Annotated in this window: 32 protein-coding genes; 6 read left to right on the top strand and 26 right to left on the bottom strand. The window is 71.8% G+C overall.

The genetic code is table 11. The features are described 5' to 3' along the window. Positions 1-147: 147 nt before the first annotated feature. The 11 genes from lgt to hisI form a co-directional block, all read right to left on the bottom strand. Positions 148-1,125: a prolipoprotein diacylglyceryl transferase gene (lgt, locus tag AC5P09_RS45800; RefSeq protein ID WP_493879611.1), complete on the bottom strand. Its 978-nt coding sequence runs from the start codon at positions 1,123-1,125 to the stop codon at positions 148-150. A 95-nt stretch (positions 1,126-1,220) separates the two neighbouring features. Then, on the bottom strand, positions 1,221-1,997 hold the full coding sequence (locus AC5P09_RS45795; RefSeq protein ID WP_493879610.1) for a DsbA family protein: 777 nt from the start codon (positions 1,995-1,997) through the stop codon (positions 1,221-1,223). An 89-nt stretch (positions 1,998-2,086) separates the two neighbouring features. After that, complete coding sequence (trpA, locus tag AC5P09_RS45790) at positions 2,087-2,905, bottom strand: tryptophan synthase subunit alpha (protein ID WP_493879609.1); 819 nt, start codon at positions 2,903-2,905, stop codon at positions 2,087-2,089. Then, complete coding sequence (gene trpB / locus AC5P09_RS45785; RefSeq protein WP_493879608.1) at positions 2,902-4,188, bottom strand: tryptophan synthase subunit beta; 1,287 nt, start codon at positions 4,186-4,188, stop codon at positions 2,902-2,904. The genes trpA and trpB overlap by 4 nt, the downstream gene beginning before the upstream one ends. Positions 4,189-4,303: 115 nt before the next feature. Continuing rightward, the gene (gene trpM, locus AC5P09_RS45780; protein WP_493879607.1) at positions 4,304-4,495 is read right to left on the bottom strand and encodes a tryptophan biosynthesis modulator TrpM; all 192 of its coding nucleotides are present in this window, start codon (positions 4,493-4,495) and stop codon (positions 4,304-4,306) included. A 21-nt stretch (positions 4,496-4,516) separates the two neighbouring features. Continuing rightward, on the bottom strand, positions 4,517-5,326 hold the full coding sequence (trpC, locus tag AC5P09_RS45775; protein WP_493879606.1) for an indole-3-glycerol phosphate synthase TrpC: 810 nt from the start codon (positions 5,324-5,326) through the stop codon (positions 4,517-4,519). A 165-nt stretch (positions 5,327-5,491) separates the two neighbouring features. Next, the gene (locus AC5P09_RS45770; protein WP_493879605.1) at positions 5,492-5,947 is read right to left on the bottom strand and encodes a DUF2752 domain-containing protein; all 456 of its coding nucleotides are present in this window, start codon (positions 5,945-5,947) and stop codon (positions 5,492-5,494) included. Between the two features lie 91 nt (positions 5,948-6,038). After that, positions 6,039-6,290 carry an HGxxPAAW family protein gene (locus AC5P09_RS45765; protein WP_266441101.1) on the bottom strand — a complete coding sequence of 84 codons (252 nt, stop codon included), beginning with the start codon at positions 6,288-6,290 and terminating at the stop codon, positions 6,039-6,041. A gap of 289 nt (positions 6,291-6,579) precedes the next feature. Further along, positions 6,580-7,221 (bottom strand): TIGR02234 family membrane protein, encoded by a 642-nt coding sequence (locus tag AC5P09_RS45760; protein ID WP_266441098.1) that lies wholly within the window; start codon positions 7,219-7,221, stop codon positions 6,580-6,582. A gap of 51 nt (positions 7,222-7,272) precedes the next feature. Further along, positions 7,273-8,751, bottom strand: coding sequence for an anthranilate synthase component I (locus AC5P09_RS45755; RefSeq protein ID WP_493879604.1), 1,479 nt, complete (start codon positions 8,749-8,751; stop codon positions 7,273-7,275). A gap of 11 nt (positions 8,752-8,762) precedes the next feature. After that, complete coding sequence (hisI, locus tag AC5P09_RS45750) at positions 8,763-9,170, bottom strand: phosphoribosyl-AMP cyclohydrolase (RefSeq protein WP_493879603.1); 408 nt, start codon at positions 9,168-9,170, stop codon at positions 8,763-8,765. A 74-nt stretch (positions 9,171-9,244) separates the two neighbouring features. On the opposite strand from hisI, the gene AC5P09_RS45745 reads away from it, so the two are divergent. Then, entirely contained in the window at positions 9,245-9,880 is a 636-nt protein-coding gene (locus AC5P09_RS45745) for a TIGR03085 family metal-binding protein (RefSeq protein WP_266441089.1), read from the top strand. Between the two features lie 32 nt (positions 9,881-9,912). On the opposite strand, the gene AC5P09_RS45740 is transcribed toward AC5P09_RS45745, so the two are convergent. The 10 genes from AC5P09_RS45740 to hisD form a co-directional block, all read right to left on the bottom strand. Next, complete coding sequence (locus AC5P09_RS45740) at positions 9,913-11,169, bottom strand: MFS transporter (RefSeq protein ID WP_493879602.1); 1,257 nt, start codon at positions 11,167-11,169, stop codon at positions 9,913-9,915. A 14-nt stretch (positions 11,170-11,183) separates the two neighbouring features. Next, positions 11,184-11,771 carry an ArsR/SmtB family transcription factor gene (locus AC5P09_RS45735; protein ID WP_493879601.1) on the bottom strand — a complete coding sequence of 196 codons (588 nt, stop codon included), beginning with the start codon at positions 11,769-11,771 and terminating at the stop codon, positions 11,184-11,186. A gap of 117 nt (positions 11,772-11,888) precedes the next feature. Next, a complete protein-coding gene (hisF, locus tag AC5P09_RS45730) occupies positions 11,889-12,644 on the bottom strand; it encodes an imidazole glycerol phosphate synthase subunit HisF (RefSeq protein WP_493879600.1) in 756 nt (251 codons plus the stop codon). Then, on the bottom strand, positions 12,641-13,051 hold the full coding sequence (locus tag AC5P09_RS45725) for a RidA family protein (RefSeq protein ID WP_493879599.1): 411 nt from the start codon (positions 13,049-13,051) through the stop codon (positions 12,641-12,643). The genes hisF and AC5P09_RS45725 overlap by 4 nt, the downstream gene beginning before the upstream one ends. Then, positions 13,048-13,797 carry a bifunctional 1-(5-phosphoribosyl)-5-((5-phosphoribosylamino)methylideneamino)imidazole-4-carboxamide isomerase/phosphoribosylanthranilate isomerase PriA gene (gene priA, locus AC5P09_RS45720; RefSeq protein ID WP_493879598.1) on the bottom strand — a complete coding sequence of 250 codons (750 nt, stop codon included), beginning with the start codon at positions 13,795-13,797 and terminating at the stop codon, positions 13,048-13,050. The genes AC5P09_RS45725 and priA overlap by 4 nt, the downstream gene beginning before the upstream one ends. Next, positions 13,797-14,447, bottom strand: coding sequence for an imidazole glycerol phosphate synthase subunit HisH (gene hisH, locus AC5P09_RS45715; RefSeq protein ID WP_493879597.1), 651 nt, complete (start codon positions 14,445-14,447; stop codon positions 13,797-13,799). The genes priA and hisH overlap by 1 nt, the downstream gene beginning before the upstream one ends. Then, the gene (locus AC5P09_RS45710; RefSeq protein ID WP_053749565.1) at positions 14,438-14,602 is read right to left on the bottom strand and encodes a hypothetical protein; all 165 of its coding nucleotides are present in this window, start codon (positions 14,600-14,602) and stop codon (positions 14,438-14,440) included. The genes hisH and AC5P09_RS45710 overlap by 10 nt, the downstream gene beginning before the upstream one ends. A 2-nt stretch (positions 14,603-14,604) precedes the next feature. Next, on the bottom strand, positions 14,605-15,198 hold the full coding sequence (gene hisB, locus AC5P09_RS45705) for an imidazoleglycerol-phosphate dehydratase HisB (protein WP_266828393.1): 594 nt from the start codon (positions 15,196-15,198) through the stop codon (positions 14,605-14,607). Beyond that, on the bottom strand, positions 15,195-16,304 hold the full coding sequence (locus AC5P09_RS45700) for a histidinol-phosphate transaminase (RefSeq protein ID WP_493879596.1): 1,110 nt from the start codon (positions 16,302-16,304) through the stop codon (positions 15,195-15,197). Before AC5P09_RS45700 ends, hisB begins: the two co-directional genes overlap by 4 nt. Continuing rightward, positions 16,301-17,626 carry a histidinol dehydrogenase gene (hisD, locus tag AC5P09_RS45695; protein WP_493879595.1) on the bottom strand — a complete coding sequence of 442 codons (1,326 nt, stop codon included), beginning with the start codon at positions 17,624-17,626 and terminating at the stop codon, positions 16,301-16,303. The genes AC5P09_RS45700 and hisD overlap by 4 nt, the downstream gene beginning before the upstream one ends. A gap of 187 nt (positions 17,627-17,813) precedes the next feature. Between hisD and AC5P09_RS45690 the strand changes: the two genes are divergently transcribed. From AC5P09_RS45690 to ybaK, 4 genes are all read left to right on the top strand, one after another. Continuing rightward, positions 17,814-19,394, top strand: coding sequence for an oxidoreductase (locus tag AC5P09_RS45690; protein WP_493879594.1), 1,581 nt, complete (start codon positions 17,814-17,816; stop codon positions 19,392-19,394). A 130-nt stretch (positions 19,395-19,524) separates the two neighbouring features. After that, positions 19,525-20,604: a hypothetical protein gene (locus tag AC5P09_RS45685; protein ID WP_493879593.1), complete on the top strand. Its 1,080-nt coding sequence runs from the start codon at positions 19,525-19,527 to the stop codon at positions 20,602-20,604. 11 nt (positions 20,605-20,615) lie between these two features. Next, on the top strand, positions 20,616-21,356 hold the full coding sequence (locus AC5P09_RS45680; protein WP_493879592.1) for an LON peptidase substrate-binding domain-containing protein: 741 nt from the start codon (positions 20,616-20,618) through the stop codon (positions 21,354-21,356). A 37-nt stretch (positions 21,357-21,393) separates the two neighbouring features. Then, positions 21,394-21,897, top strand: a complete 504-nt coding sequence (gene ybaK, locus AC5P09_RS45675; protein ID WP_493879591.1) for a Cys-tRNA(Pro) deacylase — start codon at positions 21,394-21,396, stop codon at positions 21,895-21,897. Positions 21,898-22,020: 123 nt separating this feature from the next. Here ybaK and AC5P09_RS45670 read toward each other — a convergent pair whose 3' ends face one another. The 4 genes from AC5P09_RS45670 to AC5P09_RS45655 form a co-directional block, all read right to left on the bottom strand. Continuing rightward, positions 22,021-22,725 (bottom strand): AAA family ATPase, encoded by a 705-nt coding sequence (locus AC5P09_RS45670; RefSeq protein WP_493879590.1) that lies wholly within the window; start codon positions 22,723-22,725, stop codon positions 22,021-22,023. A 34-nt stretch (positions 22,726-22,759) separates the two neighbouring features. Further along, positions 22,760-23,581, bottom strand: a complete 822-nt coding sequence (locus AC5P09_RS45665; RefSeq protein ID WP_266441037.1) for an ABC transporter permease — start codon at positions 23,579-23,581, stop codon at positions 22,760-22,762. An 82-nt stretch (positions 23,582-23,663) separates the two neighbouring features. Further along, positions 23,664-24,638 (bottom strand): ABC transporter ATP-binding protein, encoded by a 975-nt coding sequence (locus tag AC5P09_RS45660; protein ID WP_493879612.1) that lies wholly within the window; start codon positions 24,636-24,638, stop codon positions 23,664-23,666. 123 nt (positions 24,639-24,761) lie between these two features. Beyond that, complete coding sequence (locus AC5P09_RS45655) at positions 24,762-25,991, bottom strand: NYN domain-containing protein (protein ID WP_493879589.1); 1,230 nt, start codon at positions 25,989-25,991, stop codon at positions 24,762-24,764. A 224-nt stretch (positions 25,992-26,215) separates the two neighbouring features. On the opposite strand from AC5P09_RS45655, the gene AC5P09_RS45650 reads away from it, so the two are divergent. Further along, positions 26,216-26,380: a hypothetical protein gene (locus tag AC5P09_RS45650; RefSeq protein WP_493879588.1), complete on the top strand. Its 165-nt coding sequence runs from the start codon at positions 26,216-26,218 to the stop codon at positions 26,378-26,380. Between the two features lie 100 nt (positions 26,381-26,480). Here the strand turns inward: AC5P09_RS45650 and AC5P09_RS45645 are convergent. Then, a partial coding sequence (locus AC5P09_RS45645) for an OB-fold nucleic acid binding domain-containing protein (protein WP_493879587.1) occupies positions 26,481-26,909 on the bottom strand: 429 nt, incomplete at its 5' end.

The raw sequence follows: 26,909 nt of genomic DNA, 5'->3' as shown, positions 1-26,909 counted from the left end.
GCCTTCCGTCCGGCACACCGAGAGCACGCACCGGACACCGCGGGCACCGCACAGGACTTTCGAAACACCCCCTAGCCCCCCTAGCCCCACACGCAACGAGGGCGCCCAGGAAGATCCCGGGCGCCCTCATCGACGTACAACCGACCGTCAGGTCTTCTTCCCCGACCCGGCCTCGTCCTTCTCCGCGGCCTCTTCGGCCTTCGCGTCGGCCTTCTCCTCGGCCTTCGCGTCGGACACCTCGGTCTCCCCGTCGCCGTCGTCCTCGGCCCTAGCGCCGGAGGCACTGTCACCGTCGGTTCCGTCGTCGGAGGCACCCGGCTCGACCACCGTCTCCCGTCCCGGCCGCTTCTTCGCCGACAGCACGAGGTAGATCACCGCGAGCACGAACACGAACAGCGCGGTCCAGTTGTTCAGGCGCAGGCCCAGGATGTGGTGGGCGTCGTCGACGCGCAGGTACTCGATCCAGAACCGGCCCGCGCAGTACGCGGCGACGTACAGCGCGAACGCCCGCCCGTGGCCCAGCTTGAAGCGGCGGTCGGCCCAGATGACGAGGAGGGCGACGCCGATGCACCACAGCGACTCGTACAGGAACGTCGGGTGGTAGTAGCCGGGCACCCGGCCGTCCGCGGAGGACGTGATGTGCAGGGCCCAGGGGAGGTCGGTCTCCTTGCCGTACAGCTCCTGGTTGAACCAGTTGCCCCAGCGGCCGATCGCCTGGGCGAGGGCGATGCCGGGAGCGAGGGCGTCGGCCCAGGCGGGCAGCGGGATGCCCCGGCGGCGGCAGCCGATCCACGCACCCACCGCGCCGAGCGCGATCGCGCCCCAGATGCCGAGGCCGCCCTCCCAGATCTTGAAGGCGTCCACCCAGTCACGGCCCTCGCTGAAGTACAGCTCGTAGTCCGTGATCACGTGGTAGAGCCGGCCGCCGACGAGACCGAACGGCACGGCCCAGACCGCGATGTCGGCCACCGTGCCGGCCCGCCCGCCCCGGGCGAGCCAGCGCTTGTTGCCGAGCCAGACGGCTACGAAGACGCCGATGATGATGCAGAACGCGTAGCCGCGCAGCGGAATAGGGCCGATGTACAGCACCCCGCGCGACGGGCTGGGAATGTAGGCAAGTTCCATGGCAGGGTCGACGCTACCCTGCCGGACCGGGCCCACGGCAGGCAGCCCGGCTACGGGTCCATAACGGGCGGGTGTGGAACCTCCTCATCCCCTGGTCACGCCTTGTCGGCCTCCTGTACCAGCTGCTTCAGCTTCGCCGGGGTCATCGTCTGGTCCTGGTAGATGTTCTTGCCGTTCAGGATCACGGTCGGCGTGCCGCTGAAGCCGCCGTTGCGGAAGGCCGCGGCGGACTTCTCGACCCAGCTGTTGTGGGTGCCCTTCTCGACACACGTACGGAACGCGGTGGTGTCGAGGCCGTCGACCTTGCCGGCCAGCTCGATGAGCTTGCTGTTCTCGGCGAAGGCGTCGTCGGTCTCCGCGGGCTGGTTGTCGAACAGCACGTCGTGGTACGCCGTGAACTTGCCGACGTCCTGGGCGCAGGCCGCCGCGTTGGCCGCGGTGCGGGAGCCGGTGCCGCCCATGTTGCCGTCGATGATCGTCGCCAGGTGGTACTCCACCTTCAGCTGGCCGGAGTTCGTCAGCTCGTGGATCACCGGCCGGTACGCCGTCTCGAAGGCCTTGCAGGCCGGACAGCGGAAGTCCTCCCAGACGGTGAGCGTCGACTTGGCGCTCTCCTTGCCGGCCGGGATGGCGAGGCCGTCCTTGCCCTGGGCCCCCGAGGGCACCACGACCGGGCCCGCGGAGTCGCTGCCGTCGTCCTTGCCCACGTTCGCCGCGACCACGCCGATCACCGCCGCGAGGCCCAGGACGCAGACCACGCTCGCGCCCACGATCAGCACCCGGCGCCGCTTCTCCGCGGACTTCTGTTTCTCGCGCTCCTCCGCCAGCCGCTCCCGGGCGGTGCGCTTTCCCTCTCGATTCTTCTCGCTCACATCCCGCAGAACGAACCGGGAAGGCGCACCGCGCCTCCCCGGTCCCAGGTCCACCCGTTCGAGTGACCCGTACGAAATGTCCTGCCTTGTTACGCCTTTCCGCGCACTCCCTTGGCGAGCTCACCGGCGAGCGCGCGGACCGCCTCGACGCCGGCCGCGTCGTCCGGCGCGTCCAGCATCCGCTTGACGAAGGCCGAGCCGACGATCACGCCGTCGGCGAAGCCTGCGACCTCGGCGGCCTGCTCGGCGTTGGAGACACCGAGGCCGACGCAGACGGGCAGGTCGGTGCCGGTGGCCCGGGTGCGCTCGACCAGGTCCTGGGCCTGTGCGCCGACGGACGCGCGGGTGCCGGTGACGCCCATGAGTGAGGCGGCGTAGACGAACCCGCTGCCCGCCGCGGTGATCTTGGCGAGCCGCTCGTCCTTGCTGCTGGGCGCCACCACGAAGACCGTCGCGAGCCCGTGCTTCTCCGCGTGCTCCCTCCACAGCCCCGACTCCTGCACCGGCAGGTCGGGCAGGATGCACCCGGCGCCGCCCGCCTCGGCGAGCTCGGCGGTGAAGCGCTCGACGCCGTAGCGGTCGATCGGGTTCCAGTACGTCATCACGAGCACCGGCTTGCCGGTCGCCGCGTGCGCCTCGCGGACCGTCCGCATGACGTCCGCGATCTTGACGCCGCCGCGCAGGGCGATGTCGTCGGCGGTCTGGATGACCGGCCCGTCGAGGACCGGGTCGCTGTGCGGCAGACCGACCTCGACGATGTCGGCGCCGCCGTCGAAGACGGCCTTGATCGCCTCGATGCCGCCGTCCACGGTCGGGAACCCGGCCGGGAGGTAGGCGATGAGAGCGGAACGCCCCTCCGCCTTGGCGGCGGCAAGGGTGTCGGCCAGCAGTTGGATGTTGCCGCTCACTTGGCGTCCCCCTCGATCTCGGCGGTGTCGCTGTCCTGGTCGGCGGCGACCTCGGCGTCGGTGTCGTACAGGTCGAAGTAGCGGGCGGCCGTGTCCATGTCCTTGTCGCCGCGCCCGGACAGGTTGATCACGATCAGCCCGTCCTTGCCCAGCTCCTTGCCGACCTCCAGGGCACCGGCCAGCGCGTGGGCGCTCTCGATGGCCGGGATGATGCCCTCGGTCCGCGACAGCAGACGCAGGGCCTGCATGGCCGCGTCGTCGGTGACCGCGCGGTACTCGCCGCGGCCGCTGTCCTTGAGGTAGGAGTGCTCGGGGCCGATGCCGGGGTAGTCGAGTCCGGCCGAGATCGAGTACGGCTCGGTGATCTGGCCCTCCTCGTCCTGGAGGACGTACGACCGCGACCCGTGCAGGATGCCGGGCTCGCCGGCGGTCAAGGTGGCCGCGTGCTCGCCGGTCTCCACGCCGTGCCCGGCGGGCTCGCAGCCGACGAGGCGTACGTCCGCGTCCGGGATGAAGGCGTGGAACAGGCCGATGGCGTTGGAGCCGCCGCCGACGCAGGCGATGGCGGCGTCGGGGAGACGGCCGGCGCGCTCCAGGATCTGGCGGCGGGCCTCGACGCCGATCACCCGGTGGAAGTCGCGCACCATGGCCGGGAAGGGGTGCGGTCCGGCCACGGTCCCGAACAGGTAGTGGGTGTGGTCGACGTTGGCGACCCAGTCGCGGAATGCCTCGTTGATCGCGTCCTTCAGCGTGCGGCTGCCGGACTTCACGGCGATGACCTCGGCGCCGAGCATGCGCATCCGGGCCACGTTGAGGGCCTGGCGCTTGGTGTCGATCTCGCCCATGTAGATGGTGCACTCGAGCCCGAACAGCGCGCAGGCGGTGGCGGTCGCGACGCCGTGCTGACCGGCGCCGGTCTCCGCGATGACGCGCGTCTTGCCCATGCGCTTGGTGAGCAGCGCCTGGCCGAGCACGTTGTTGATCTTGTGTGAGCCGGTGTGGTTGAGGTCCTCGCGCTTGAGGAACACCCGGGCGCCACCGGCGTGTTCGGCGAACCGCCGCACCTCGGTGAGGGAGCTGGGCCGGCCGGTGTAGTGGACGAGGAGGTCGTCGAGCTCGCGCGCGAACTCGGGGTCCCCCTTCGCCTTCTCGTACTCGACGGCGACCTCGTCCACGGCGGCGACGAGGGCCTCCGGGATGAACTTGCCGCCGAACGCGCCGAAGTAGCCTTCGGCGCTGGGGATGTGACCCTCGGGGTCGGGGATGAAGAACTCGCTGGGCATGCTTGGACCTCACGGTGAGTGTTGGGAAAAAACACTGATCGCCGTGGGGGCGGGGGTCGTCAGTCGGCCGCGGGCCGGCTGTGGCTTGTCGCGCGCACGCGGCGGAGCCGCATGTTCAGAACTGCCCCGCGCCCCTGACGGGGCGCTGCCATCGCATGCCGTTCACTTGCCCCGGCTCGTCACCGATGACGTACCGAACCCGGCGCCCGTGCACCCTGCGCGCGGGCGCGCGGCAGCCCCGGGGGCGGCAGCCGCGCGCCAGGCGGGCGTACCGGTCCGGGGCCGTCAGGGTGATCGGGAGCGTCATCGGGGTCAGCCTAGCGAACCGTCAGCTGCGGCCGTGCCGGAGGGCGGGGTGCTCGCCCGCCGCCACCAGGTCGGCGACCGCCGTCTTGGGGTCCTTGCCGGTCACCAGGGACTCGCCCACCAGGACCGCGTCGGCGCCGGCGTTGGCGTACGCGATGAGGTCGTGCGGGCCGCGGATGCCGGACTCGGCGATCTTGACGAGGTTGTCGGGAATCTCCGGTGCCACCCGCTCGAAGGTCGTGCGGTCGACCTCCAGGGTCTTCAGGTTGCGGGCGTTGACGCCGATCACCTTGGCGCCCGCGTCCACCGCGCGCTCCACCTCGTCCTCGTCGTGCACCTCGACGAGCGGGGTGAGCCCGATGGACTCGGCGCGCTCGATGAGGGACTCCAGGGCCGGCTGGTCCAGGGCGGCGACGATGAGCAGCACGAGGTCGGCGCCGTAGGCCCGGGCCTCCCACAGCTGGTACGAGGTGACGACGAAGTCCTTGCGCAGGACGGGGATGTCCACCCGCGCGCGGACCGCCTCCAGGTCGGCCAGCGAGCCGCCGAAGCGGCGCTCCTCGGTCAGTACGGAGATGACGGCCGCGCCGCCCGCCTCGTAGTCCGCGGCCAGGCCGGCCGGGTCGGCGATCGCGGCCAGCGCGCCCTTGGACGGGCTGGAGCGCTTGACCTCGCAGATGACCTTGACGCCGTCGCCCCTGAGGGCGGCCAGTCCGTCCTTCGCCGCGGGAGCCTTCGCAGCGCGCTCCTTGAGCTCGTCGAGGCTGACGCGCGCCTGCCGTTCCGCGAGGTCGGCACGGACTCCGTCGATGATCTCGTCGAGCACACTCACGCGAGCGGCCCCCTTCCAGACGGTTGACTGTTCAAGCGGTTGAGCTTCTGTCACCGGACCGGCTCATCAGACGAAACCGGTGGTCACTCCGATGGTATCCGGAGGAGGGCGTAGGCCTCGCATCCAGTTGACGCCGGTCCCACTACCTGGACCTTCGTGAATTGATCAAGGGTGTAGCCAGCCACCGAAGGGCAGGTTCCGGACAACCGTGAAGACCAGCACCAACGCGCCGAGACTCCACAGCTGCACCGGCCCGAGAACGATCCTCGCCGGCCGCCCGCGCACCGCACGGACCACCCAGACGGTCCACACCACCGCGAAGGCGAAGTAGCCGACGACGGCCAGCGCGTTGTCGCCGAGCGCCGTGACGAAGTCCCCGTGGATGAAGGCGTGCGCGCTGCGCAGCCCGCCGCAGCCGGGGCAGTAGATGCCCGTGAGGCGCAACAGCGGGCAGACCGGGTAGTGGCCGGGCTGGTTGGGGTCGACGGTCCCCACGTACGCGAAGGCCCCGACGACCGCCGCGAGCACTCCCGCGGGCACGGCCAGCCGCCCCAGCACGGACCCCCCGTCGGAGGGCTGTGTCCCAGGGGTGCCCGGGGTCCTCTGGCTGTCGGCGTTCACGCTGGCATTGTGCCCTGCGCGGGTCCCCGGGCGCGCGTGAGGGGCGGCCCCGGCAGCACGCCGGGCCGCCCCTCCACGAAGGCGTACGCGATCAGCGCTCGACGCTCGCCGGCTCGCGCTCGTCCGTGACCTGGTGCGGCGTGTGGGTGTTCTTCGGCTGGCCCATGCCCATCGCCCGCATGATCCAGCCGACCACGCCACCGAGGACCACGATCACCAGGCCGCCCCAGAAGCCCGCCGGCTGGGCCAGCACCATGAAGGCGCCGGAGACGGTGAAACCGATGAAGGCGATGATGACACCGGTCCAGGCGGCCGGGGTGTGACCGTGGCTGCTGCCCGCCATGACTTGCTCCTCGTTGCTGTGTACGTGTCCGAGCCGGACGCTCTGGGCTCCATTGTTCCGCACGCGCACGTGCCGGGTGCCCGGGGGTCGCCCCTCGCGCGTCGGGGCGGAGCGTCTGCGGGCGGACGGCACCTGACAAGGGCCCGTCGGCCGCACCCACCAGGGGCGCGGGGCTGCATCGATATGCGGCTCCGCCGCGTGGGCGCGACCAGCCCCCACGCACCCGCACCCGGCACATCACCGAACCCCCCACCCCCGTAGCCGCCTTGACCGCGCGACCGCCGGAGGCCTACGCGCCGGTCGGGTCCTCGCCCCGGTCCAGGGCCTTCCACATGTCCTCGGGGCGGTCGGGGTCGACCACGGGCGCCTGGCGGCGGGGACGGGGGGTGCCGGAGCGCTCGTAGCGGCCGGACATCGCGGGCCACAGGCGGCCGTAGCGCAGGGCGAGCAGACCGGCCAGGAGCAGCAGGACACCGCCGGCGACCGCGACGTAGGGCCAGGCGGTGTGGGAGAGCGTGTCGACGGTGGCCGAGGTGTCGCCGGAGGCCTTCGCGGCCTGCTCGTCGAGCGCGGAGCTGTCGTTGACACCGAGGAGGGCCGCCGCGATGGTGCCGACGCCGGAGAGCGCGAGCAGGGCGGCGACCAGGAAGCGGCCGGCCCGGCGGACGGCGAAGACGGCGACGAGCGCGGCGAGGCCCACTATGGCGAGGGACGCGGGCACACCCGTGACGTCGCTGCCCTTCGCGGTCAGCGGGAAGTTGCCGCCGGCCACCGTCGCGGTGCCCTCCGACCACTGCTGCCGGGTGGCGAGCAACGCCACGGCCGCGCCGAGCGCCCCGCTGAGCAGGGCCACGGCAAGACTCCGGCGGCCGGCCCGGGCGGGGCCTGCGGCTTCGGAACGGGGGGGAGGTACGGCAGTCACGTACCCCACTATCGCCTGAACCCCGGGCGAACCCTCACTCGGGGTTGAGTGACACCCGTCCTACTTTGCGAGCCGGTTGGCCGTGTGGACCGCGCGCAGGACCGCCGCCGCCTTGTTGCGGCACTCCTGGTCCTCGGCGAGCGGGTCGGAGTCGGCGACGATGCCGGCGCCCGCCTGGACGTAGGCCGTGCCGCCCCGCAGCAGGGCCGTACGGATGGCGATGGCGGTGTCGGAGTCGCCGGCGAAGTCCAGGTAGCCCACGCAGCCGCCGTACAGACCGCGCCGGGACGGCTCCAGTTCGTCGATGATCTGCATGGCACGGGGTTTGGGGGCGCCGGAGAGGGTGCCCGCCGGGAAGCAGGCCGTCAGGACGTCGAAGGCGGTACGGCCGGCGGCGATCTTGCCGGTGACCGTCGAGACGATGTGCATGACGTGCGAGTACCGCTCGACGGACATGAAGTCGACGACCTCGACCGAGCCCGGTTCGCAGACGCGTCCCAGGTCGTTGCGCCCCAGGTCGACCAGCATGAGGTGCTCGGCGCGCTCCTTGGGGTCGGCGAGCAGCTCGTCGGCGAGGGCCTGGTCCTCCTGCGGAGTGGCGCCGCGGTGCCGGGTGCCGGCGATGGGGTGGACCATGGCCTGCCCGTCCTCGACCTTGACCAGGGCCTCGGGGGAGGAGCCGACGACATCGAAGCCGTCGAAGCGGAACAGGTACATGTACGGGGAGGGGTTGGTGGCCCGCAGCACCCGGTACACGTCCAACGCGCTTGCCGTGCACGGCGTTTCGAAGCGCTGGGAGGGGACGACCTGGAAGGCCTCGCCGGCGCGGATGCGCTCCTTGATGTCCTCGACGGCCTCCTGGAAGTCGGGGCCGCCCCACAGGGCGGTGTACTCGGGGAGTTCGGAGGGAGGCAGGACGGCCGGCGGCTGGGCCACCGCGCGCGAGAGGTCCGCCTCCATCGCGTCCAGGCGGGCCACCGCGTCCGCGTAGGCCTCGTCGACGCCCGTGTCGAGGTCGTTGTGGTTGATCGCGTTGGCGATCAGCAGGACGGAGCCCTCCCAGTGGTCCATCACCGCGAGGTCGCTGGTGAGGAGCATGGTCAGCTCGGGCAGCTGCAGGTCGTCGCGCTCGCCGGGGCCGATCTTCTCCAGGCGGCGCACGATGTCGTAGCCGAGGTAGCCGACCATGCCGCCGGTGAAGGGCGGCATGCCCTCCTGGTGGGGGGTGTGCAGGGCCTCGATGGTGGCACGCAGGGCGGCCAGGGGGTCTCCGTCGACCGGGACACCGACGGGCGGGGCGCCGAGCCAGTGGGCCTGTCCGTCGCGCGCGGTGAGGGTGGCCGCGGACCGGACGCCGACGAAGGAGTACCGGGACCAGGAACGGCCGTTCTCCGCGGACTCCAGCAGGAAGGTGCCGGGCCGCTCGGCGGCGAGCTTGCGGTAGAGCCCGACCGGGGTGTCGCCGTCGGCGAGGAGCTTGCGGCTGACGGGGATGACCCGGCGGTCGGTGGCCAGCTTGCGGAAGGTCTCGAGGTCCATGGCGGCTGACCTTACTGATCCGCGGCCGGTACGCCGGAACCGGCGTCCTTGACCAGCACGTCGGCGTCGAAGCAGGTGCGCGCGCCGGTGTGGCAGGCGGCGCCGACCTGGTCGACCTTGACCAGCACGGTGTCCGCGTCGCAGTCCAGGGCGACGGACTTGACCCACTGGAAGTGGCCGGAGGTGTCGCCCTTGACCCAGTACTCCCGGCGGCTGCGCGACCAGTAGGTGCAGCGGCCCGTGGTCAGGGTGCGGTGCAGCGCCTCGTCGTCCATCCAGCCGAGCATCAGCACCTCTCCGGTGTCGTACTGCTGGGCGATGGCGGGCACGAGGCCGTCGGCGCTGCGCTTGAGGCGGGCGGCGATCTCGGGGTCGAGCCGGCTGGTCCGGCTGGGCGTGCTGCTGCTCATGGATGCCATTGTGCCGCCCGCCACTGACAGTCACTGTGGGGTGTCCACTGTGCGGACCGCGGGGACGGCCGTAGGCTGGCGTCATGTCGACTTTCGCCAAGCGTGAACGACTTCTCCTCGCCGACCTGTTGGAGGCCGCGGGCCCGGAGGCCCCGACCCTGTGTGAGGGCTGGCTCACCCGTGACCTGGCCGCGCACGTGGTGGTGCGCGAGCGCCGTCCCGACGCGGCCGGCGGGATGCTGATCAAGCAGCTCGGGCCACGCCTGGAGAAGGTGATGGACGAGTTCGCGGCCAAGCCGTACGAAGAGCTGATCCAGCTGATCCGGACCGGCCCGCCCCGGTTCTCGCCCTTCTCCCTCAAGCAGATCGACGAGGCCTCGAACACCATCGAGTTCTACGTGCACACCGAGGACGTCCGCCGCGCCCAGCCGGACTGGTCGCCGCGCGAGCTCGACCCGGTCTTCCAGGACGCCCTGTGGTCCCGCCTGGAGCGCACCGCGCGCCTGATGGGCCGCAGCGTGCCCACGGGCCTGGTGCTGCGCCGCCCGGACGGCCAGACAGCGGTCGCCCACCGGGGCGCGCCGGTCGTGACGGCGACCGGCGAGCCCTCGGAGCTGCTGCTGTTCCTGTACGGCCGCCAGAACGAGGCCAAGGTCGAGCTGGACGGCGACAAGGAGGCCATCGACAAGCTGCACGGGTCGAAGCAGCTCGGTATCTGAGAATCGGTATCCGAGAAGGGGCGGACGGCGCCTCAGCGGGGCAGTTCCGCGCGCCGCAGGTCCCGTACGCCCAGGGCGACGAGCCCGCCGAGCCCGCAGACCACGGCGCTGACGACGAAGACCGGGCCGGTCCCCCAGGCGCCGATGGCGGCGGCGGACAGCGGCATGCTCAGTGGGGCGAAGCCGAGGCTCACCAGGCCGGACACGGCGGTGACCCGGCCCAGATAGACGGGGTCGGCCTGGGTCTGCAGCAGCGCGCCGCACATGGCGCCGCTGAGCCCGGCGAGCAGCCCGACGAGAAGGGCCACCCCGACGGCCGCGAGGACACCCGGGACGAAGGCGAGGGCGCCGATCGCGACCGAGCCCGCGAGGATGGTGTACGCCGCGACCTGCCCGGCGTACGGCAGGCGCCCGCGCACGGTCAGCAGCAGAGAGGCGGCGCCCGCGCCGGTGCCGAACCCGGCGAGCACCCAGCCCATGCCGGAGGCGCCCCAGCCGCGCTCGTCGGCGAGCAGGGTCAGGCCGACGTTGAGGGGGCCGACGAAGCCGAGGTCTCCGAGGGCGATGGCCAGCATCAGCGGGGCGAGCACGCGGTGCCGGCGTATGTAGCGCAGTCCGGCCACCAGGTCGCGCCAGGCGGTGTCGGCGCGGGCGGCCGCCTTGTGGTCCGGGGGCAGATCCCGCAGCCGTACGGAGACCAGCAGCGGCACCGACACCGCGATCAGCAGGCCGGCCAGCCCGAAGGCCGCCGGCGCGCCGCCGACCGCCACCGCGAGACCGCCGAGCGGGGCGCCGACGACGCTCGCGAAGCGGATGCCGAGGCCCCGCATGCCCTGCACGCGCGCGAGCTGGTCGCGGCTCGTCACGCGCGCGGGGAGGGCACCCACGGCCGGCATGAACACGGCGTCGACGGTGCCGAAGACCAGGGCGAGCAGGGCCAGCGGCCACAGTCCGGGGCTGGTGAAGAACAGCAGCGCCGCCACCGCGAGCGCGGCCACGCATCGCACCGCGTCACTGCCGATGACGACCCTGCGCGGCCCGAACCGGTCGGCGATCACTCCCCCGCCCAGCATCAGCAGCGCCCGCGGCACGGCGCTCACCGCCATGACCACGCCGGCCTGCGAGGGCGTCCCGGCCTGTACGGCCGCCCAGGACAGGGCGATGTAGTAGACGCTGTCGCCGATCATCGAGGCGGTGTAGGCGGCGAGCCAGCGCAGCACGTTGCCGTCACGGTGGGCGGGGAGCCCGGGGGCGAGTCGCCCGGATGTCACGGGCGCGGTGGCGGTCACGCAGGTGGCCTCTCTCAAACGCGGAACGGGAACCCGTACACGTGCAGTGCGACGTTCTCGCGCCCTTCGGTGTCACCGGCGGCCTCGGCGGCCCGGCCCTTCTCGTCGTACTTCTTGGCGAGGGCGAGCAGTTCCTCGCCGAGCTCGGCGAGTTCGGCGGGCGTCAGCCGCAGCAGGGACTCGTTGTCGGGAGCGGCGGAGTTCCATTCGGCGCCCCAGGTGGGGCGTTCGTCGAGGTAGCGCCGGTACATGTCGGCGCGCTGCTCGTGGAAGAGCCGGGTGGCCGACAGGTGGGCGGCCGCCTTCTCGGGGGCGTCCCGGAAGTCCTTGTCGCGGATGCTCAGGCCTTCCGAGGCGGGCCGCCACCACCGCTCCCGGCCGTCCCCGCTCTGCGGTTCGGCCTCCTCGATCAGCCCGTGCCCGGCGAGCTTGCGCAGGTGGTAGCTGACGAGCGAGACGGCCTCGTCGACCTGGTCGGCAAGCTGGGAGGCGGTCGCCGTGCGTGCCACGTACAGCGCTCGGTACAGCTTCATGCGCAGCGGATGAGCCAGCGCCTTGAGCGTGTCCATGTCCGTGATGGGGCGGTTCCCCTTGGCCGTCATGCGTTCCACCGTAGACACGAAAGGAAAGTTGCACAATTAAAATTGCGCAACTTTCCTTTTCATGTCGGCTTGCGCAAGGCGAACAGGCCAGGCGAACACGCCTGGCGGCCAGGGCTGCTAGCGGACCGAGTGCCCCGCCTCGCGGAGCGCCTGCTTCACCTCGCCGATGCGCAGATCCCCGAAGTGGAAGACCGACGCCGCGAGCACCGCGTCCGCGCCCGCCGCGACCGCCGGCGGGAAGTCGGCGAGCTTGCCCGCGCCACCGGAGGCGATCACCGGAACCGTCACGTGCTTGCGGACGGCGGCGATCATCTCCAGGTCGTAGCCGTCCTTCGTCCCGTCCGCGTCCATCGAGTTGAGCAGGATCTCCCCCGCGCCCAGCTCGGCGGCCCGGTGTGCCCACTCGACGGCGTCGATGCCGGTGCCCTTGCGGCCGCCGTGCGTGGTGACCTCGAAGGACCCGGACTCGGTTCGGCGGGCGTCCACCGACAGCACCAGCACCTGCCGGCCGAAGCGCTCGGCGATCTCGCGGATGAGGTCGGGACGGGCGATGGCCGCCGTGTTGACGCCCACCTTGTCGGCGCCCGCCCGCAGCAGCTTGTCCACGTCCTCGGCCATGCGGACGCCGCCGCCGACCGTGAGCGGGATGAAGACCTGCTCGGCGGTGCGGCGCACCACGTCGTACGTCGTCTCGCGGTTGCCCGACGAGGCGGTGATGTCGAGGAACGTCAGCTCGTCGGCGCCCTCGGCGTCGTACACCTTGGCCATCTCGACGGGGTCGCCCGCGTCGCGCAGGTTCTGGAAGTTGACGCCCTTGACGACCCGGCCGTTGTCCACGTCCAGGCAGGGGATGACTCGTACGGCCAGGGTCATGCGGGTGCTCCGTGTTCTCCGCCGGAGCGGAATGCCTCCGCCTCGACCTCGACCACCAGGCTGGGGTCCACGAAGCCGGAGACGATGATCATGGATGCGGCGGGCCGGACGTCGTCGAACAGCTCCTTGTGAGCGCGTCCGACGTCCTCCACGTCCCGGGCATGGGTGATGTACATGCGCGTCCGTACGACGTCCTCGCGGCCGAGGCCCAGCTGCCCGAGCGCCGCGAACGCGACGTTGAAGGCGTTGATCGTCTGCTCGTGCGGGTCGCCCCCGGCGATCTGGCCGTCCACTATCGACGTGCAGCCGGAGACCAGCACCAGGCCGTTCGGCAGTTCCACCGCACGGGAGTACCCGAAGGTCTCCTCCCAGGGCGCGCCGGTCGTGACGCGTCGCAGATCGCTCACCGGTCTACCGCCTCCAAGGCCTCTTCGAGGGTGAACGCCTTCGCGTACAGGGCCTTCCCGACGATGGCGCCCTCGACACCGAGGGGTACCAGTTCGGCGATGGCCCGCAGGTCGTCCAGCGACGACACGCCACCGGAGGCCACGACCGGCCGATCGGTCGCCGCGCACACATTGCGCAGCAGCTCCAGGTTCGGGCCCTGCAGTGTGCCGTCCTTGGCGATGTCCGTCACCACGTACCGCGCGCAGCCCTCCTTGTCGAGGCGCTCCAGCGTCTCGTAGAGGTCTCCGCCGTCGCTGGTCCAGCCGCGCCCGCGCAGGGTCGTGCCGCGTACGTCGAGCCCGACCGCGATCTTGTCGCCGTACTCGGAGATCACCTTGGCGACCCACTGAGGGGTCTCCAGGGCGGCCGTGCCGAGGTTCACCCGGGTGCAGCCGGTGGCCAGGGCGGCGGCGAGCGTGGCGTCGTCCCGGATGCCGCCGGAGAGCTCGACCTTGATCTGCAGGTCCTTCATGCGCTCGGCGACCTCGCGGATCAGGGCGCGGTTGTCGCCGGTGCCGAACGCGGCGTCCAGGTCGACGAGGTGCAGCCACTCGGCGCCCGAGCGCTGCCAGGAGAGGGCCGCCTCCAGGGGGGAGCCGTACGAGGTCTCCGAGCCGGACTCGCCGTGGACGAGCCGGACCGCCTGGCCGTCGCGGACGTCCACGGCGGGCAGGAGTTCGAGCCGTCCCGAGGGGTTGGAAGACATCAGAGGGTTCCGATCCAGTTGTTCAGCAGCTGCGCTCCGGCGTCGCCGGACTTTTCGGGGTGGAACTGAGTGGCCCACAAGGCGCCGTTCTCCACGGCGGCCACGAAGGGCTTGCCGTGGGTCGACCAGGTGACCTTGGGGGCCCGGATCGCCGCGTTGTGCGTCTGGAGGCTCCAGTCGTGGACGGCGTAGGAGTGCACGAAGTAGAAGCGCGCGTCCGCGTCCAGCCCGGCGAAGAGCTGCGAGTCGGCCGGGGCGTCGACGGTGTTCCAGCCCATGTGGGGCACGATCTGGGCCTGCAGCGGCTCGACCGAGCCGGGCCACTCGTCCAGGCCCTCGGTCTCCACGCCGTGCTCGATGCCGCGCGCGAAGAGGATCTGCATGCCGACGCAGATGCCCATCACCGGGCGTCCGCCGGACAGGCGCCGGTCGACGATCCAGTCGCCGCGCGCCTCCTTGAGGCCCTTCATGCAGGCGGCGAAGGCGCCGACGCCCGGCACCAGCAGGCCGTCGGCGTTCATGGCCCGGTCGAAGTCACGGGTTATCTCGACGTCGACACCGGTACGGGCGAGGGCGCGTTCGGCGGAGCGGACGTTGCCGAAGCCGTAGTCGAAGACGACGACCTTTTTCGATCGTGCGCTCAATTCCACACCTCCAGCCTCATGACGCCCGCGACGAGACACATCGCGGCGCCGATGGACAGCAGCACGATGAGGTTCTTCGGCATCTGCTGCTTGACGAAGGAGTAGATGCCGCCGAGGAGGAAGAGGCCGACGACGATCAGGACGGTCGAGGTGCCGTTCATGGCTAGAGCGCGCCCTTCGTCGAAGGCAGGATGCCGGCCGCGCGCGGGTCGCGCTCGCAGGCGTAGCGCAGGGCCCTGGCCAGCGCCTTGAACTGGCACTCCACGATGTGGTGCGCGTTGCGCCCGTAGGGCACGTGCACGTGCAGGGCGATCTGCGCCTGGGCGACGAAGGACTCCAGGATGTGCCGGGTCATCGTGGTGTCGTACTCGCCGATCATCGGCGCCATCTTCTCGGGCTCGGTGTGCACGAGGTAGGGGCGGCCGGACAGGTCGACGGTGACCTGGGCGAGGGACTCGTCCAGCGGCACCGTGCAGTTGCCGAAGCGGTAGATGCCCACCTTGTCGCCGAGGGCCTGCTTGAAGGCGGCGCCCAGCGCGAGGGCGGAGTCCTCGATGGTGTGGTGCGAGTCGATGTGCAGGTCGCCCTCGGTCTTCACGGTCAGGTCGAACAGACCGTGCCGGCCGAGCTGGTCGAGCATGTGGTCGTAGAAACCGACCCCTGTCGACACGTCGACCTTGCCGGACCCGTCGAGATCGATCTCGACGAGGACCGAGGTCTCCTTGGTCACCCGTTCCACACGTCCCACGCGGCTCATGCGCTCTGCTCCTTCTTCAACTCACGGACCGCGTCGAGGAACGCGTCGTTTTCGGCGGGGGTCCCCGCGGTGACCCGCAGCCATCCCGGCACCCCGTTGTCCCGGACCAGGACACCCCGGTCGAGGATCTGCTGCCACACCACATGGGCGTCGTCGAACCGCCCGAACTGCACGAAGTTGGCGTCCGACGCGGTGACCTCGTAGCCGATCGCCAGCAGTTCGGAGACCAGCCGGTCCCGCTCGGCCTTCAACTGCTCGACATAGCCGAGCAGCGTCTCGGTGTGCTCCAGGGCCGCCAGCGCGGTCGCCTGCGTGATCGCCGAAAGGTGGTAGGGCAGCCGTACGAGCTGGACGGCGTCCACGACCGCCGGGTGCGCGGCGAGATAGCCGAGGCGCAGGCCGGCCGCGCCGAACGCCTTCGACATCGTCCGCGAGACGACGAGGTTCGGCCGGCCCTCGATGAGCGGCAGCAGCGAGTCGCCGTGGCTGAACTCGATGTACGCCTCGTCGACCACGACCATCGAGGGCCCCGCGGCCTGGGCGGCCTCGTACAGCGCGAGGACCGTCTCCGGCGGGACCGCGGTGCCCGTGGGGTTGTTGGGGGTGGTGATGAAGACGACGTCCGGCCGGTTCTCGGCGATCGCCTTCTCGGCGGCCGCGAGGTCGATCGTGAAGTCCTCGTTGCGTGGGCCGGAGATCCAGCCCGTGCCCGTCCCGCGCGCGATGAGACCGTGCATCGAGTACGACGGCTCGAAGCCGATCGCCGTACGGCCCGGTCCGCCGAAGGTCTGCAGCAGCTGCTGGATGACCTCGTTGGAGCCGTTCGCCGCCCAGACGTTGGCCAGGCCGACCTGGTGACCGGAGGTGTCCGTCAGGTACGCGGCGAGCCGCGTGCGCAGCTCCACGGCGTCCCGGTCCGGGTAGCGGTTGAGGTTGCGGGCCGCCTCGCGGACGCGCTCGGCGATCCGCTCGACCAGCGGCTCGGGCAGCGGGTAGGGGTTCTCGTTGGTGTTCAGCCGTACGGGCACGTCCAACTGGGGCGCGCCATAGGGCGACTTGCCGCGCAGCTCGTCCCGTACGGGGAGATCGTCGATTCCGAAGCTCACTTGTTCTCAGGCACCTTCCACCCGAACCTCGCCTTGATCGCCGCGCCGTGCGCGGGCAGGTCCTCCGCCTCCGCCAGCGTCACCACGTGATGCGCCACGTCGGCCAGCGCGTCCTTCGTGTAGTCGACGATGTGGATGCCCCGGAGGAAGGACTGCACGGACAGCCCGGAGGAGTGACAGGCGCAACCGCCGGTCGGGAGCACGTGGTTGGACCCGGCCGCGTAGTCGCCGAGCGAGACCGGCGCCCAGGGGCCGATGAAGATCGCGCCGGCGTTGCGGACCCGGTCGGCCACCGCGGCCGCGTCGGCCGTCTGGATCTCCAGGTGCTCGGCGCCGTACGCGTCGACCACCCTGAGTCCCTCGTCGATGCCGTCGACCAGCACGATCGCGGACTGCTTGCCGCTCAGGGCCGGAACGATCCGGTCCTCGATGTGCTTGCTGGCCGCGACCTGCGGCTCCAGTTCCTTCGCCACCGCGTCCGCGAGCTCGACGGAGTCGGTGACGAGCACGGCGGCCGCCAGCGGGTCGTGCTCGGCCTGGCTGATCAGGTCGGAGGCGACGTGCACCGGGTCGGCGGTGTCGTCCGCGAGGACCGCGATCTCGGTAGGGCCGGCCTCGGCGTCGATGCCGATCTTGCCGGTGAAGTAGCGCTTGGCGGCGGCGACCCAGATGTTGCCGGGGCCGGTGACCATGTTGGCGGGCGGGCAGGACTCGGTGCCGTACGCGAACATCGCGACGGCGGTCGCGCCGCCGGCCGCGTACACCTCGTCGATCCCGAGTAGCGCGCAGGCGGCGAGGATCGTCGGGTGCGGCAGGCCGCCGAAGTCGGCCTGCGCCGGGGAGGCGAGGGCGATCGACTCGACGCCGGCCTCCTGCGCGGGCACCACGTTCATGATCACGGAGGAGGGGTAGACGGACCGGCCGCCGGGCGCGTACAGCCCGACCCGGTCGACCGGCACCCACTTCTCGGTCACCGAACCGCCGGGCACGACCTGGGTCGTGTGCGTCGTACGGCGCTGCTCGCGGTGGACGAGACGGGCGCGGCGGATGGACTCCTCAAGGGCCGCGCGCACCGCGGGGTCGAGTTCCTCGAGGGCGCGGGTGAGTGCCGCGGCGGGCACGCGTACCTGGTCGAGCCTGACCCCGTCGAACTTCTCGGCGAAGTCGATCAGCGCCGCGTCGCCCCGATGATGCACGGCCTCGCAGATCGGACGCACCTTCTCCAGGGCGGCCGAGACGTCGAAGTCGGCTCGGGGCAGCAGGTCGCGCAGGGCGGGGCCCTCGGGAAGGGCGTCGCCTCGCAGATCGATTCGAGAGATCACGTCGTCAATTCTCTCAGACCGGGATTGCGCGTCGTTCGCGCGTATCAATGGCTGATACAGACCGCGACGGGAACCCGGAAGATCCCCTTCACGTTGGGCGTTCGGGGCGTCACCCAGCGGGCATGAACAGTTGTACGAAACGACGAAGAACAACTGGGGAAGAACTACTGGGGAGGACGGAAGACTGGTGACCGAGGGGGCCGGCATCCGGGACGACGGAGACCTGCCGGACGACCTGACCGCCGCCGAGGCCGGAATGTGGCAGGCCTTCCGCAACGGCAGCGTGTACGACCTGAGCAGCGGCGACACAGTTGTCGACGATCCGCACGGCGGGCACCCCTGGGGGCCCGAGCGCACCGTGCGCGCCCGCATCGTGTGCTGGCTGCTCCTGGACGGACCGCCCGCGCTCGCGGGCCGCGTGTCCTCCCTGAAGCTCGCCGGGGTGCAGATCAGCGGCACCCTGGACCTCGCGGGCGGCACGGTGGTGCCGTACGTCGAGATGCGCGGCTGCCGCTTCGAGCAAGACGTCCTGCTGCCGGAGGCCCACTTCACGACCGTACGGATGGTGGAGTGCTCGGTGCCGCGTCTGGAGGCGGCCCGGGTGCACACCGAGGGCGATCTGCACCTGCCGCGCTGCCGCTTCCAGAACGGCATACGGCTCACCGACGCGCAGATCGGCACTGATCTGCTGCTCAACCAGGCGATCGTCTACCGCGACCGCAGCGGACGCTCGATCGCCGCGGACGGCATGACCGTCGGCCAGGACCTCCAGGCCGAGATGCTGGAGTCGCACGGCGAGCTGAGCCTGCGCAGCGCCAAGATCGGCGTCTCGCTGAGCCTGCGCGGCGCCCGGCTGGTCAACCCGTACTCGCGGCTCGCCCTGAACGCCCCGCAGCTGACCGTGGAGCGCTCGCTGTACCTGACCCCGGCGGGCGTCGGCAACATCCTGCTGAGCGGCACGACACCCGCGCGCGGGACGCGCATCCAGCGGTTCGAGTGCCAGGGCGGGCTGCGCCTGGACGACGGGCGGTTCGGGGACGCGGTCGACCTGGAGCGGGCCCGGTTCACCCTCACCGACGAGCAGGAGCTGTCCCTGCGCCGCCTGCAGACGCCCGAGCTGCGCTTCCTCGGGGAGCGGCCGGCGCGGGGCACGGTGGTGCTGTCGGGGGCGCGGGTCGTCAACCTGATGGACCGGGCGGACGCCTGGCCGGGCCCGGGCCGGCTGCACATGGGCGGCTTCAGCTACGAGAACCTGGTGCCGCGCGGCCCGTTCCCGCTGAACGAGCGGCTGGAGTGGGTGGCGGCCGCGACCGCCGAGTACAACCCGGAGCCGTACGAGCGACTGGCCGCCGTGCTGCGGACCGGCGGCGAGGACGAGGACGCCCGCGAGGTGCTGCTCGCCAAGCAGCGCCGCCGCCGCGAGAGCCTGCCGATCGCCGCCAAGCTGTGGGGGTACGTGCAGGACTGGACGGTCGCCTACGGATACCGGCCGGGCCGGGCCGCCGTATGGATGGCGGTGCTGTGGGCGGCGAGCTCGGTGGCCTTCGCGCACGCCAGTCATCCGCCGCTCAAGCGCGGCGAGCATCCGGACTGGAACCCCGCCCTGTTCGCGCTCGACCTGCTCCTGCCGGTCATCGATCTCGGGCAGGTCGGGTTCTGGCAGCTGAGCGGCGGCTGGCAGTGGCTGGCCGCCGCGATCGTCCTGCTGGGCTGGATCCTGGCGACGACGGTGGCGGCGGGGGCCACGCGACTGCTGCGGCGCAGCTAGCGGGCTTGCGGGGCCGTACGCCGGACCAGTTGTTGAATGCTCACCTTTTTACTTGTCCTTGACTGTAGCGCGTACAACTTTTCACGAGTTGTCCGTTCGCTCTGGCGCTCCGTTGACCTGCGGTCTTTCAATGGTCGACACCATGGCTCTCCTGCCCCCCTTCATCCGCTCCTCGCGGATGCCCCGGAAGCCCTCGCGCCTCGCCGTCGGACCGCCCGCCGACCCCGCCGCCGACGAGGCGCTTCTCGACGCGCCCGACGACCGGCTCGGCCCCGCCCTGGTCGCGGCCGCGCAGGGCGAGTACCGGCCCGCCGCGGACCTGCTCGCCGCCACCCGCACCGGCGCCGACTGGGAATACCGCGACCGCTACGCGCGGAGACTTGCGACCTTCGCACGCTCGCGCGACGAGTGGTACGAGGACTGGCGCAAGGCCGCCCCGCACGACCCGGATGCGCTGCTCGTCGGCGCCCAGCTCGTGCTGGAGCGCTCCTGGCAGTCACCGGCCCGGGCGGAGCTGCTCCGCCAGGCGACCCCCTTGATCACGGCTGCCGCGCACGGCGACGACCGCGACCCGGTGCCGTGGCGGATCGCGCTGGACCACGCGCGCGGCGCGCAGGCCGGGCCCAGGTACGTCGAGGAGCTGTGGGCGGCCGCGGTCCGCCGCGACCCGCACCACTACGGCTGCCATGTGGCGGCCCTGCGCTACCTCGCCGCCTCCTGGCACGGCTCCCACCACGCGTGCTTCGACTTCGCCGAGCTGGCCGCACAGGACGCTCCGGCCGACTCCCTCGTCCAGGCGCTCCCGGCGCGGGCGGCCTTCTCCTATCTCACCGACGGCTGCGGCCCCGAGGTGCCGGGCGAGCGGCTGGACGCGGCGGCCGACCGGGCGATCGCGCTCTCCGCCCGGTTCCCGGCGGCCGATCCGTGGCCCGCCCAGGTGCGGAACAAGCTGATGTACGTCCTGGTACGGCTGGACCGCTGGACGGACGCCGCGGAGCAACTGCGCCTGATCGGTCCGTACGCCACCTCCTTCCCCTGGGACCGGATCTCGGACGACCCGCTCGGCCGGTTCCTGGAGATCCGCGACGAAATCCGCGAGGAGATCCGCGACGCGCGTCGCGACGCGGTCCGCAACGAGGTCGGCCGGAACCCGGTCCCCCGCCATCCACGGAGTGAGCACGGCGGACGCGCCCCCTCCGGCGACCATTAGGCTTTTGCGTCGTGACCACCGTCCGGCTGCCGCTCTTTCCTCTGAACTCCGTGCTGCTTCCGGGGCTCGTCCTTCCGCTGAACATTTTCGAGGAGCGCTATCGCGCCATGATGCGCGAGTTGCTGAAGACGCCCGAGGACGAGCCGCGCCGGTTCGCCGTCGTGGCGATCCGCGACGGCCACGAGGTGGCACCGAGCTCACCCGGCCTGCCGGACCAGACCGCCGTACCCGAGCAGGGCGCCGCCGCCGGCTTCGGCGACGACCCGGTCAAGGCGTTCCACTCGGTCGGCTGCATCGCCGACGCCGCCACGGTCCGGGAGCGGGCCGACGGCACCTTCGAGGTACTGGCGACGGGCACGGCCCGGGTGCGGCTGCTGTCGGTCGACGCGTCGGGGCCGTTCCTGACGGCGGAGCTGGAGGAGCTGGAGGAGGATCCGGGCGAGGAGGCGGGGGCGCTGGCGGAGGGCGTGCTGCGGGCGTTCCGTCAGTACCAGAAGCGCCTGGCGGGCGCGCGCGAGCGGTCCCTGTCCACCGGCGCCGACCTGCCGGACGAACCGTCGGTCGTCTCGTATCTCGTGGCCGCCGCGATGATGCTGGACATCCCGACGAAGCAGCGCCTGCTCCAGGCTCCGGACACCGCGTCCCGGCTGCGCGAGGAACTGAAACTCCTTCGCACGGAGACGGCGATCATCCGTAACCTGCCGTCGTTGCCCGCGGCGGAGCTGACGCGGGCCCCGACAAATCTCAACTGACGTACGACCACTGGGGAACGGGCGGGATCAGGCCGCGATGGTGAAGAAGTCGAGGAAGCAGCAGCAGTCGGGCGGCACGCCCGCGACGGTGGCCCTGACGGCCGCGGGAGTGCCGTACACGGTGCACTCCTACGACCACGATCCGGCCCACCCCTCGTACGGCGAGGAGGCGGCCGAGGCCATGGGCGTCTCGCCGGAGCGGGTCTTCAAGACGCTGGTCGCGGACGTCGACGGCACCCTGACCGTCGCCGTCGTCCCGGTGGCCGGCCAGCTGGACCTCAAGGCGCTCGCGGCGGCCGTCGGCGGCAAGCGGGCCGCGATGGCCGACCCGGCGCTCGCCGAACGCACCACGGGGTACGTCCGCGGCGGCATCTCCCCGCTCGGCCAGCGCAAGAAGCTGCCCACGGTCCTGGACGAGACGGCCGCCGCCCATCCGACGGTCTGCGTCTCGGCGGGCCGCCGCGGCCTGGAGGTCGAACTCGCCCCCGATGACCTGGCGAAGCTCACGGAAGCGGTGGTGGCCCCCATCGGGCGTGCCTGACCCCTCGACGCGGGTCCGTTCCTCGGTTAAGCACGAGGGACATGTCGAAGAAAACGCGCAAACGCAAGTGGCGCACCAAGAAGGGTCGTTCCAACCACGGAAGGCGGCCCGCCTAGCCGATGGCTACGCCGGCGGGGTCCCGTACCCGTCCTTCGGGACCGGTCCCTGCTGGTGGGCGTACGGGTCCGGATCCCGGGGCCCGAACAGTGCCGTCAGCGCCAGATGCACGACCAGCGCGGCCAGCGACCACGCCAGCAGCGCCCCCTTCGCGCCCAGCTTCAGCGGCGCCGAGAACGTGACCCCCTTGCCGGCCTCCTTGGCATGCGCGAGGACGTCCTGCGCCGGCCCGAGCCACACGCCGAGCCGCCAGGCCAGCAGCGACCCGAGCAGCCCGCCGACGGTGAGCGCCACGACCAGCGGCGCTCCCCCACGCCTGCGCACGAGGAACACGGCGAACGCGCTCACGACGCCGAAGGCCAGCGCCAGCAGAGTGAACGTTCCGTCGACACCGACCGCCTGTTCGCCCTCGGTGTCCTTGAGGTAGACGACCCAGCTGCCCTGCTCGTCCAGGCCACCGACCAGCGGCACGTGCGGCGCCAGCCACCACCACAGCAGCCCGAGCAGCACCCCGCCGAGCGCCACCGCCACCGTGATGACGGCGGCCTCCCGCACTTCGGTCTTCATCCCGGGACCGTCCTGTCCGTACGAACCGTGCGCGCCGTCCGACGCGTCCGGCGCAGGAGCCACGTACCCGGGAGGCGAACCCTGCCACGCACTGTGTGCGGGCTGTTCATGCGGCGGCGGAGGAGGAGTCAACGGTGCGGTCACCCTGACATCGTGCCAGGCCCGCCTGTGCGGCGCGTCATCGGACGGCCGCCCGGCGGTAGGCCCAGGTCGCGACGGCCAGCGAGACCACGCCGACCACGCCGCACACGGCGAGGTCGCCGAGCACGAACGCCCAGTCGGGGTTCGGCCCGAAGGTCCGCGCGAAGGCCTCGACGCCGTACGTCGACGGCAGCAGGTCCCGTGCGAAGCGCACGGCCTCCGGCATCCGGTCCGCGGGCAGGACCCCGAGCAGCAGCGCCGCGGACATGCCCAGCTGCCCCAGCAGCGTGGCCAGCTCCGGACGCGGCGCGAGCAGCCCGAGCGCGGCCCCGAGCCCGGCGAGCGCGGCGCCCGCGAGCGGGATGACGGCGATCAGCACCCACAGGTGCGCGAACGGCAGCCCGAACAGCACGCATCCGAAGACCGCGGTCACCACGGTCCCCGGCACGGTGAAGGACGCGTAGGCGCCCGCCGCCCCCAGCACCACGGCCGCCGGCGGCACGGGCAGCGTGGCGTAGTGGTCGAGCCCGCCGCTGGCGCGCAACTGGCCGAAGTACTGGGCGAGCAGGTTGAGCGCGACGAACGCGACGACGAGCACCGAAGACCCGGCGACCACGGCCTGCGCCTCGCCCCCGCCGTCCACGACCCCGCGCATCAGGATCATGATCCCGATCGACTGGAAGGTCGCCACGAACAGCAGCGGGATCCGCGCCACCCGCGCACGGGACAGCTGCGCCCGGTACACGGCCGCGAGCGCCGGCCACAGCCGCGCACGCGGTCCGAGCTCGGCCGCCTCCCGGACCGTCTCCTCCACGGCCAGGGCACTGCCCGGCAGAACCTCGGCGGGTACGACACTCACGTCGCGCGGCTCCCCTCTCTCGGTTTCACTCCGGCAGTCGTCCAGTCCGGTACGGATACGGCGGTCCGGGTGCTCAACGTGCTCACGCCTTCACCAGCCCCTGCCGTGCGGCGCCGCCCAGCGCCAGGTACACGTCCTCCAGGCTCGGCGTGGTCAGCGTGAAGTCGTCCAGCGCGGCGAACGCGGACCCGCCGGTGACGGTGGCGACGACCGTACGGGCCTCCTCCGGGGCGAGCCGCAGCGTCCAGCGGCGTCCGGACTCCACGGCCCGGTCCCGCAGTGCAGCCACCTCGGGGACATGCAGCGGGGCGGACTCGCGCCACACCAGGTCGACCCGCACCTCGCCGGCGACCTGCTCCTTGAGGCCGGTGGGGGTGTCACAGGCGATCACCCGTCCCCGGTCCAGGACGGCGACCCGGTCGAGGACGGTCTCGGCCTCGATGACGTTGTGGGTGACGAGCAGCACGGTCGTACCGTGCTCGGCCCGGCGCCGGTCGACGGCGCCCCACACCGCGCGCCGCGCCACCGGGTCCATGCCGCTGGTCGGCTCGTCGAGGACGAGGAACGGCCGCTGTCCCACCAGCGCGGCGGCGAAGCAGGCGAGGCGGCGCTGCCCGCCGGACAGTTTCCTGAGCGGCCGCCCGGCGAGCGGCGTGAGGCCCAGCTCGTCGAGTACGGCGTCCCGCTCGGCGCGTGCCTGTCTCGACTCCAGCCCGCGCAGTCGTCCGGTGGTCTCGGCGGCGAGCGACACGGTCAGGTCGTCGAGGGCGGTGGACTCCTGCCCGAGGTAGGCGAGGATCCGCGAGGCCCGCTCCGGGTGGCGCACGATGTCGTGCCCGAGGATCTCGACGCTGCCGCGGTCGGGCCGCATCAGCCCGGTCAGCTGCCGTACGAGGGTGGTCTTCCCGGCGCCGTTCGGCCCGAGGAGCCCGAAGATCTCCCCGCGCCGGATGTCCAGCCCTACGTCGTCGGTGGCCCTGACCTCGGGTGTCGCCGGAACGCCGCGCCGTCCCCGTACCGCCGGATAGGTCTTGGCGAGCCCGCGCACCGCGCACACGACAGCGTCACCGTGCCGAAGTGCCTGTGCCGCGCGCGTACTCACAAGGGACGAGACTACGGGGTCCGCGACCCCGGTCCGCTCCCGGGGCGGCCCATTGCGGCATATCCGGCGGTAAGGATCTCATTCCCCCGCGGACGCGTGCTCGGCGGCCGTCCGCACGTCGATCTCCCGCCAGAACCCGGCGCGGATCGCGTAGCGGTCGTGCTCGTCGATCTGGTCGTCCTTGTGCGCGAGCAGCCCGAACCGGGCGGCGTACCGCAGCAGCTCCCCGTCGATCCGGTGCGGGACCCGCGGGTACATCCCGGAGAGCTTCTGCAGATGGCTCGGGTCCCCGAGCCGCTCCATCCACCGCCGCGCGAACACCTGTCCGACCTCAAACGGATCGCCGCCGACGGTCGTGATGTCCTCCTCCCGGTCCGCCCACCGCTGCTCCGCCGTGGTCAGCTGCGCCAGCGTGGGCATCGAGGCGACCTCGGGCGGCTCGGCCGCGCCGCCGGGCCGGTCGACCCACCCTTTGTCGGAGGACCAGCGCAGGGTCGCGGTCTGCGGGGGCTGGGCGGGCTGCTGGACGCCGGGCGCGCGCAGCGCGGCCAGGTCCTTCGGCGTGGGTACCCCTCCCTTGGGGGCGGTCGCGGGCACCCGCTCCTGGGTGCCGTTCTCCGAGACGGTGGCCGCCGGGGCGTGCTCCTCCTCGGCCGACCGCTCGGCTGCCGTGCGGTGCGCGGACTCGGGCAGCGGGGCGGAGAGGATCGCGGCGATCTCGGGCCGCGGCACGGGCGGCGGCGCACAGATCCCGCCGAGATCCTTGGCGCGCACGGCCTTGGTGATCCACGTACGGTCCAGCACGCGCCGCTCGTCGGCCTCGGCGACCAGGTCCTCGGACTGGTTGTAGTCCCCGTCGGCAGCCTGCACGGCCCACAGGTGTACGGCGACGCCGTGCTCCTTGGCGGCCATCATTCCCGGCAGCAGATCCCCGTCGCCGGTCACCAGGACGATGTCGGAGCAGGCGCGGTTGCGGGCCAGCTCGGTCAGCTCGGCGTGCATCGCGGCGTCCACGCCCTTCTGGGCCCAGCGTCCGTCGCTGCGGGTCAGCGCGCCGAGCCGGACGGTGACCCGGGGCATCACGCGCAGTCTGCGGTGCTCGGGCTGCGGGACGCGGTCGGGGGCGCCGTCGAACCAGTAGATGCGCAGCAGGGGCCGTTCCGTGTCGGACTCGGCGCGTTCACGCAGGCCCTGGATGAGGGCGGTGTGGTCGACGGTGATGCGGGACCGTGAGGGCTCCCCGGCGAGGAGACTCGCGGCGGCCCCCAGCAGATACCCGGCGTCCACCAGGACGATGCAGCGGTCCACGCGATCCACCCTCTTTCCGGGAGGTTTGCTTCGGGCTTGCTTCGAGTCTGCCCGACCACGCGAGGGTTAACGGCCCGAACTCGATCTTCGGCGTGGCGTTTCGGGGCTTCACGCCCCGACAAGCCCTGTCACAGACGGTAATTATCCGACATGCGCTCTTCGTCAGCCTATGTGAATCTGATCCCGGCCCTGGTCCCTAGATCCCCCGCAGGAGGTAGATCACCGTGGCCAAGAACAAGAACCGTGAACGCAAGCAGCCGCAGTCCGAGCGTGCTCAGGAGGCGGCTCGGCCGTCGTCGACGGAGACGCAGACCGAGCCGCACGCCACGCAGGTGACTCCCGGCGACATGGCCCGCAAAGGGCGCCAGAAGCGCTTCGGTCACAACTGACATCTTCATAACGGGCTGTTGAAGCCCAGGCACACACCGAGGGGCGCACCCGGCTGCGGGTGCGCCCCTCGCGTACGTCAGTTGCCCGTCGGCCGGCCGCTCAGCCGGCCAGGCAGGACGGGCCCAGCAGCACCTTCAGATCGCCGAAGAGCGCCGGGTCCGGCTTCACGCGATGCCGGTCGAGGCGCAGCACGGTCGTCTTGCGCGGGCCCTGGAGCTTGATCCGGACCTCGCTCTCGCCCTTGTGGTGGCTGAGGATCTCACCGAGCCGGCTCACCATCGGCGGGGTGATCCGGGTGGCCGGGATGGTGAGGATCACGGGCGCGTTGGTGCCCGCGTTCGACAGGTCCGGCACCTGGAGCTCCATTGCGACCAGGCGGGGCACGTCCTCGCGCTTGTCCAGGCGTCCCTTGACGAACACCACGGCGTCCTCGACGAGTTGGGTCGAGACGAGCTGGTAGGTCGCCGGGAAGAACATGCACTCGATGGAGCCGGCGAGGTCCTCGACGGTGGCGATGGCCCAGGCGTT

The sequence above is a fragment of the Streptomyces sp. a15 genome, assembly GCF_059026085.1.
The sequence above is the reverse complement of the archived record's forward strand: the minus strand, read 5'-3'. Positions and strand labels throughout refer to the sequence as shown.

Coding starts and splice junctions, on each gene's coding strand:
- hisF (WP_493879600.1), bottom strand. CDS start 12,644: ATGACCCTGGCCGTACGAGTCATCCCCTGCCTGGACGTGGACAACGGC.
- AC5P09_RS45735 (WP_493879601.1), bottom strand. CDS start 11,771: ATGACGGCCAAGGGGAACCGCCCCATCACGGACATGGACACGCTCAAG.
- AC5P09_RS45745 (WP_266441089.1), top strand. CDS start 9,245: ATGTCGACTTTCGCCAAGCGTGAACGACTTCTCCTCGCCGACCTGTTG.
- trpM (WP_493879607.1), bottom strand. CDS start 4,495: ATGACGCTCCCGATCACCCTGACGGCCCCGGACCGGTACGCCCGCCTG.
- AC5P09_RS45710 (WP_053749565.1), bottom strand. CDS start 14,602: ATGAACGGCACCTCGACCGTCCTGATCGTCGTCGGCCTCTTCCTCCTC.
- AC5P09_RS45685 (WP_493879593.1), top strand. CDS start 19,525: ATGGTCGACACCATGGCTCTCCTGCCCCCCTTCATCCGCTCCTCGCGG.
- AC5P09_RS45765 (WP_266441101.1), bottom strand. CDS start 6,290: ATGGCGGGCAGCAGCCACGGTCACACCCCGGCCGCCTGGACCGGTGTC.
- hisB (WP_266828393.1), bottom strand. CDS start 15,198: ATGAGCCGCGTGGGACGTGTGGAACGGGTGACCAAGGAGACCTCGGTC.
- hisI (WP_493879603.1), bottom strand. CDS start 9,170: ATGGCATCCATGAGCAGCAGCACGCCCAGCCGGACCAGCCGGCTCGAC.
- lgt (WP_493879611.1), bottom strand. CDS start 1,125: ATGGAACTTGCCTACATTCCCAGCCCGTCGCGCGGGGTGCTGTACATC.
- AC5P09_RS45755 (WP_493879604.1), bottom strand. CDS start 8,751: ATGGACCTCGAGACCTTCCGCAAGCTGGCCACCGACCGCCGGGTCATC.
- ybaK (WP_493879591.1), top strand. CDS start 21,394: ATGGTGAAGAAGTCGAGGAAGCAGCAGCAGTCGGGCGGCACGCCCGCG.
- trpB (WP_493879608.1), bottom strand. CDS start 4,188: ATGCCCAGCGAGTTCTTCATCCCCGACCCCGAGGGTCACATCCCCAGC.
- priA (WP_493879598.1), bottom strand. CDS start 13,797: ATGTCTTCCAACCCCTCGGGACGGCTCGAACTCCTGCCCGCCGTGGAC.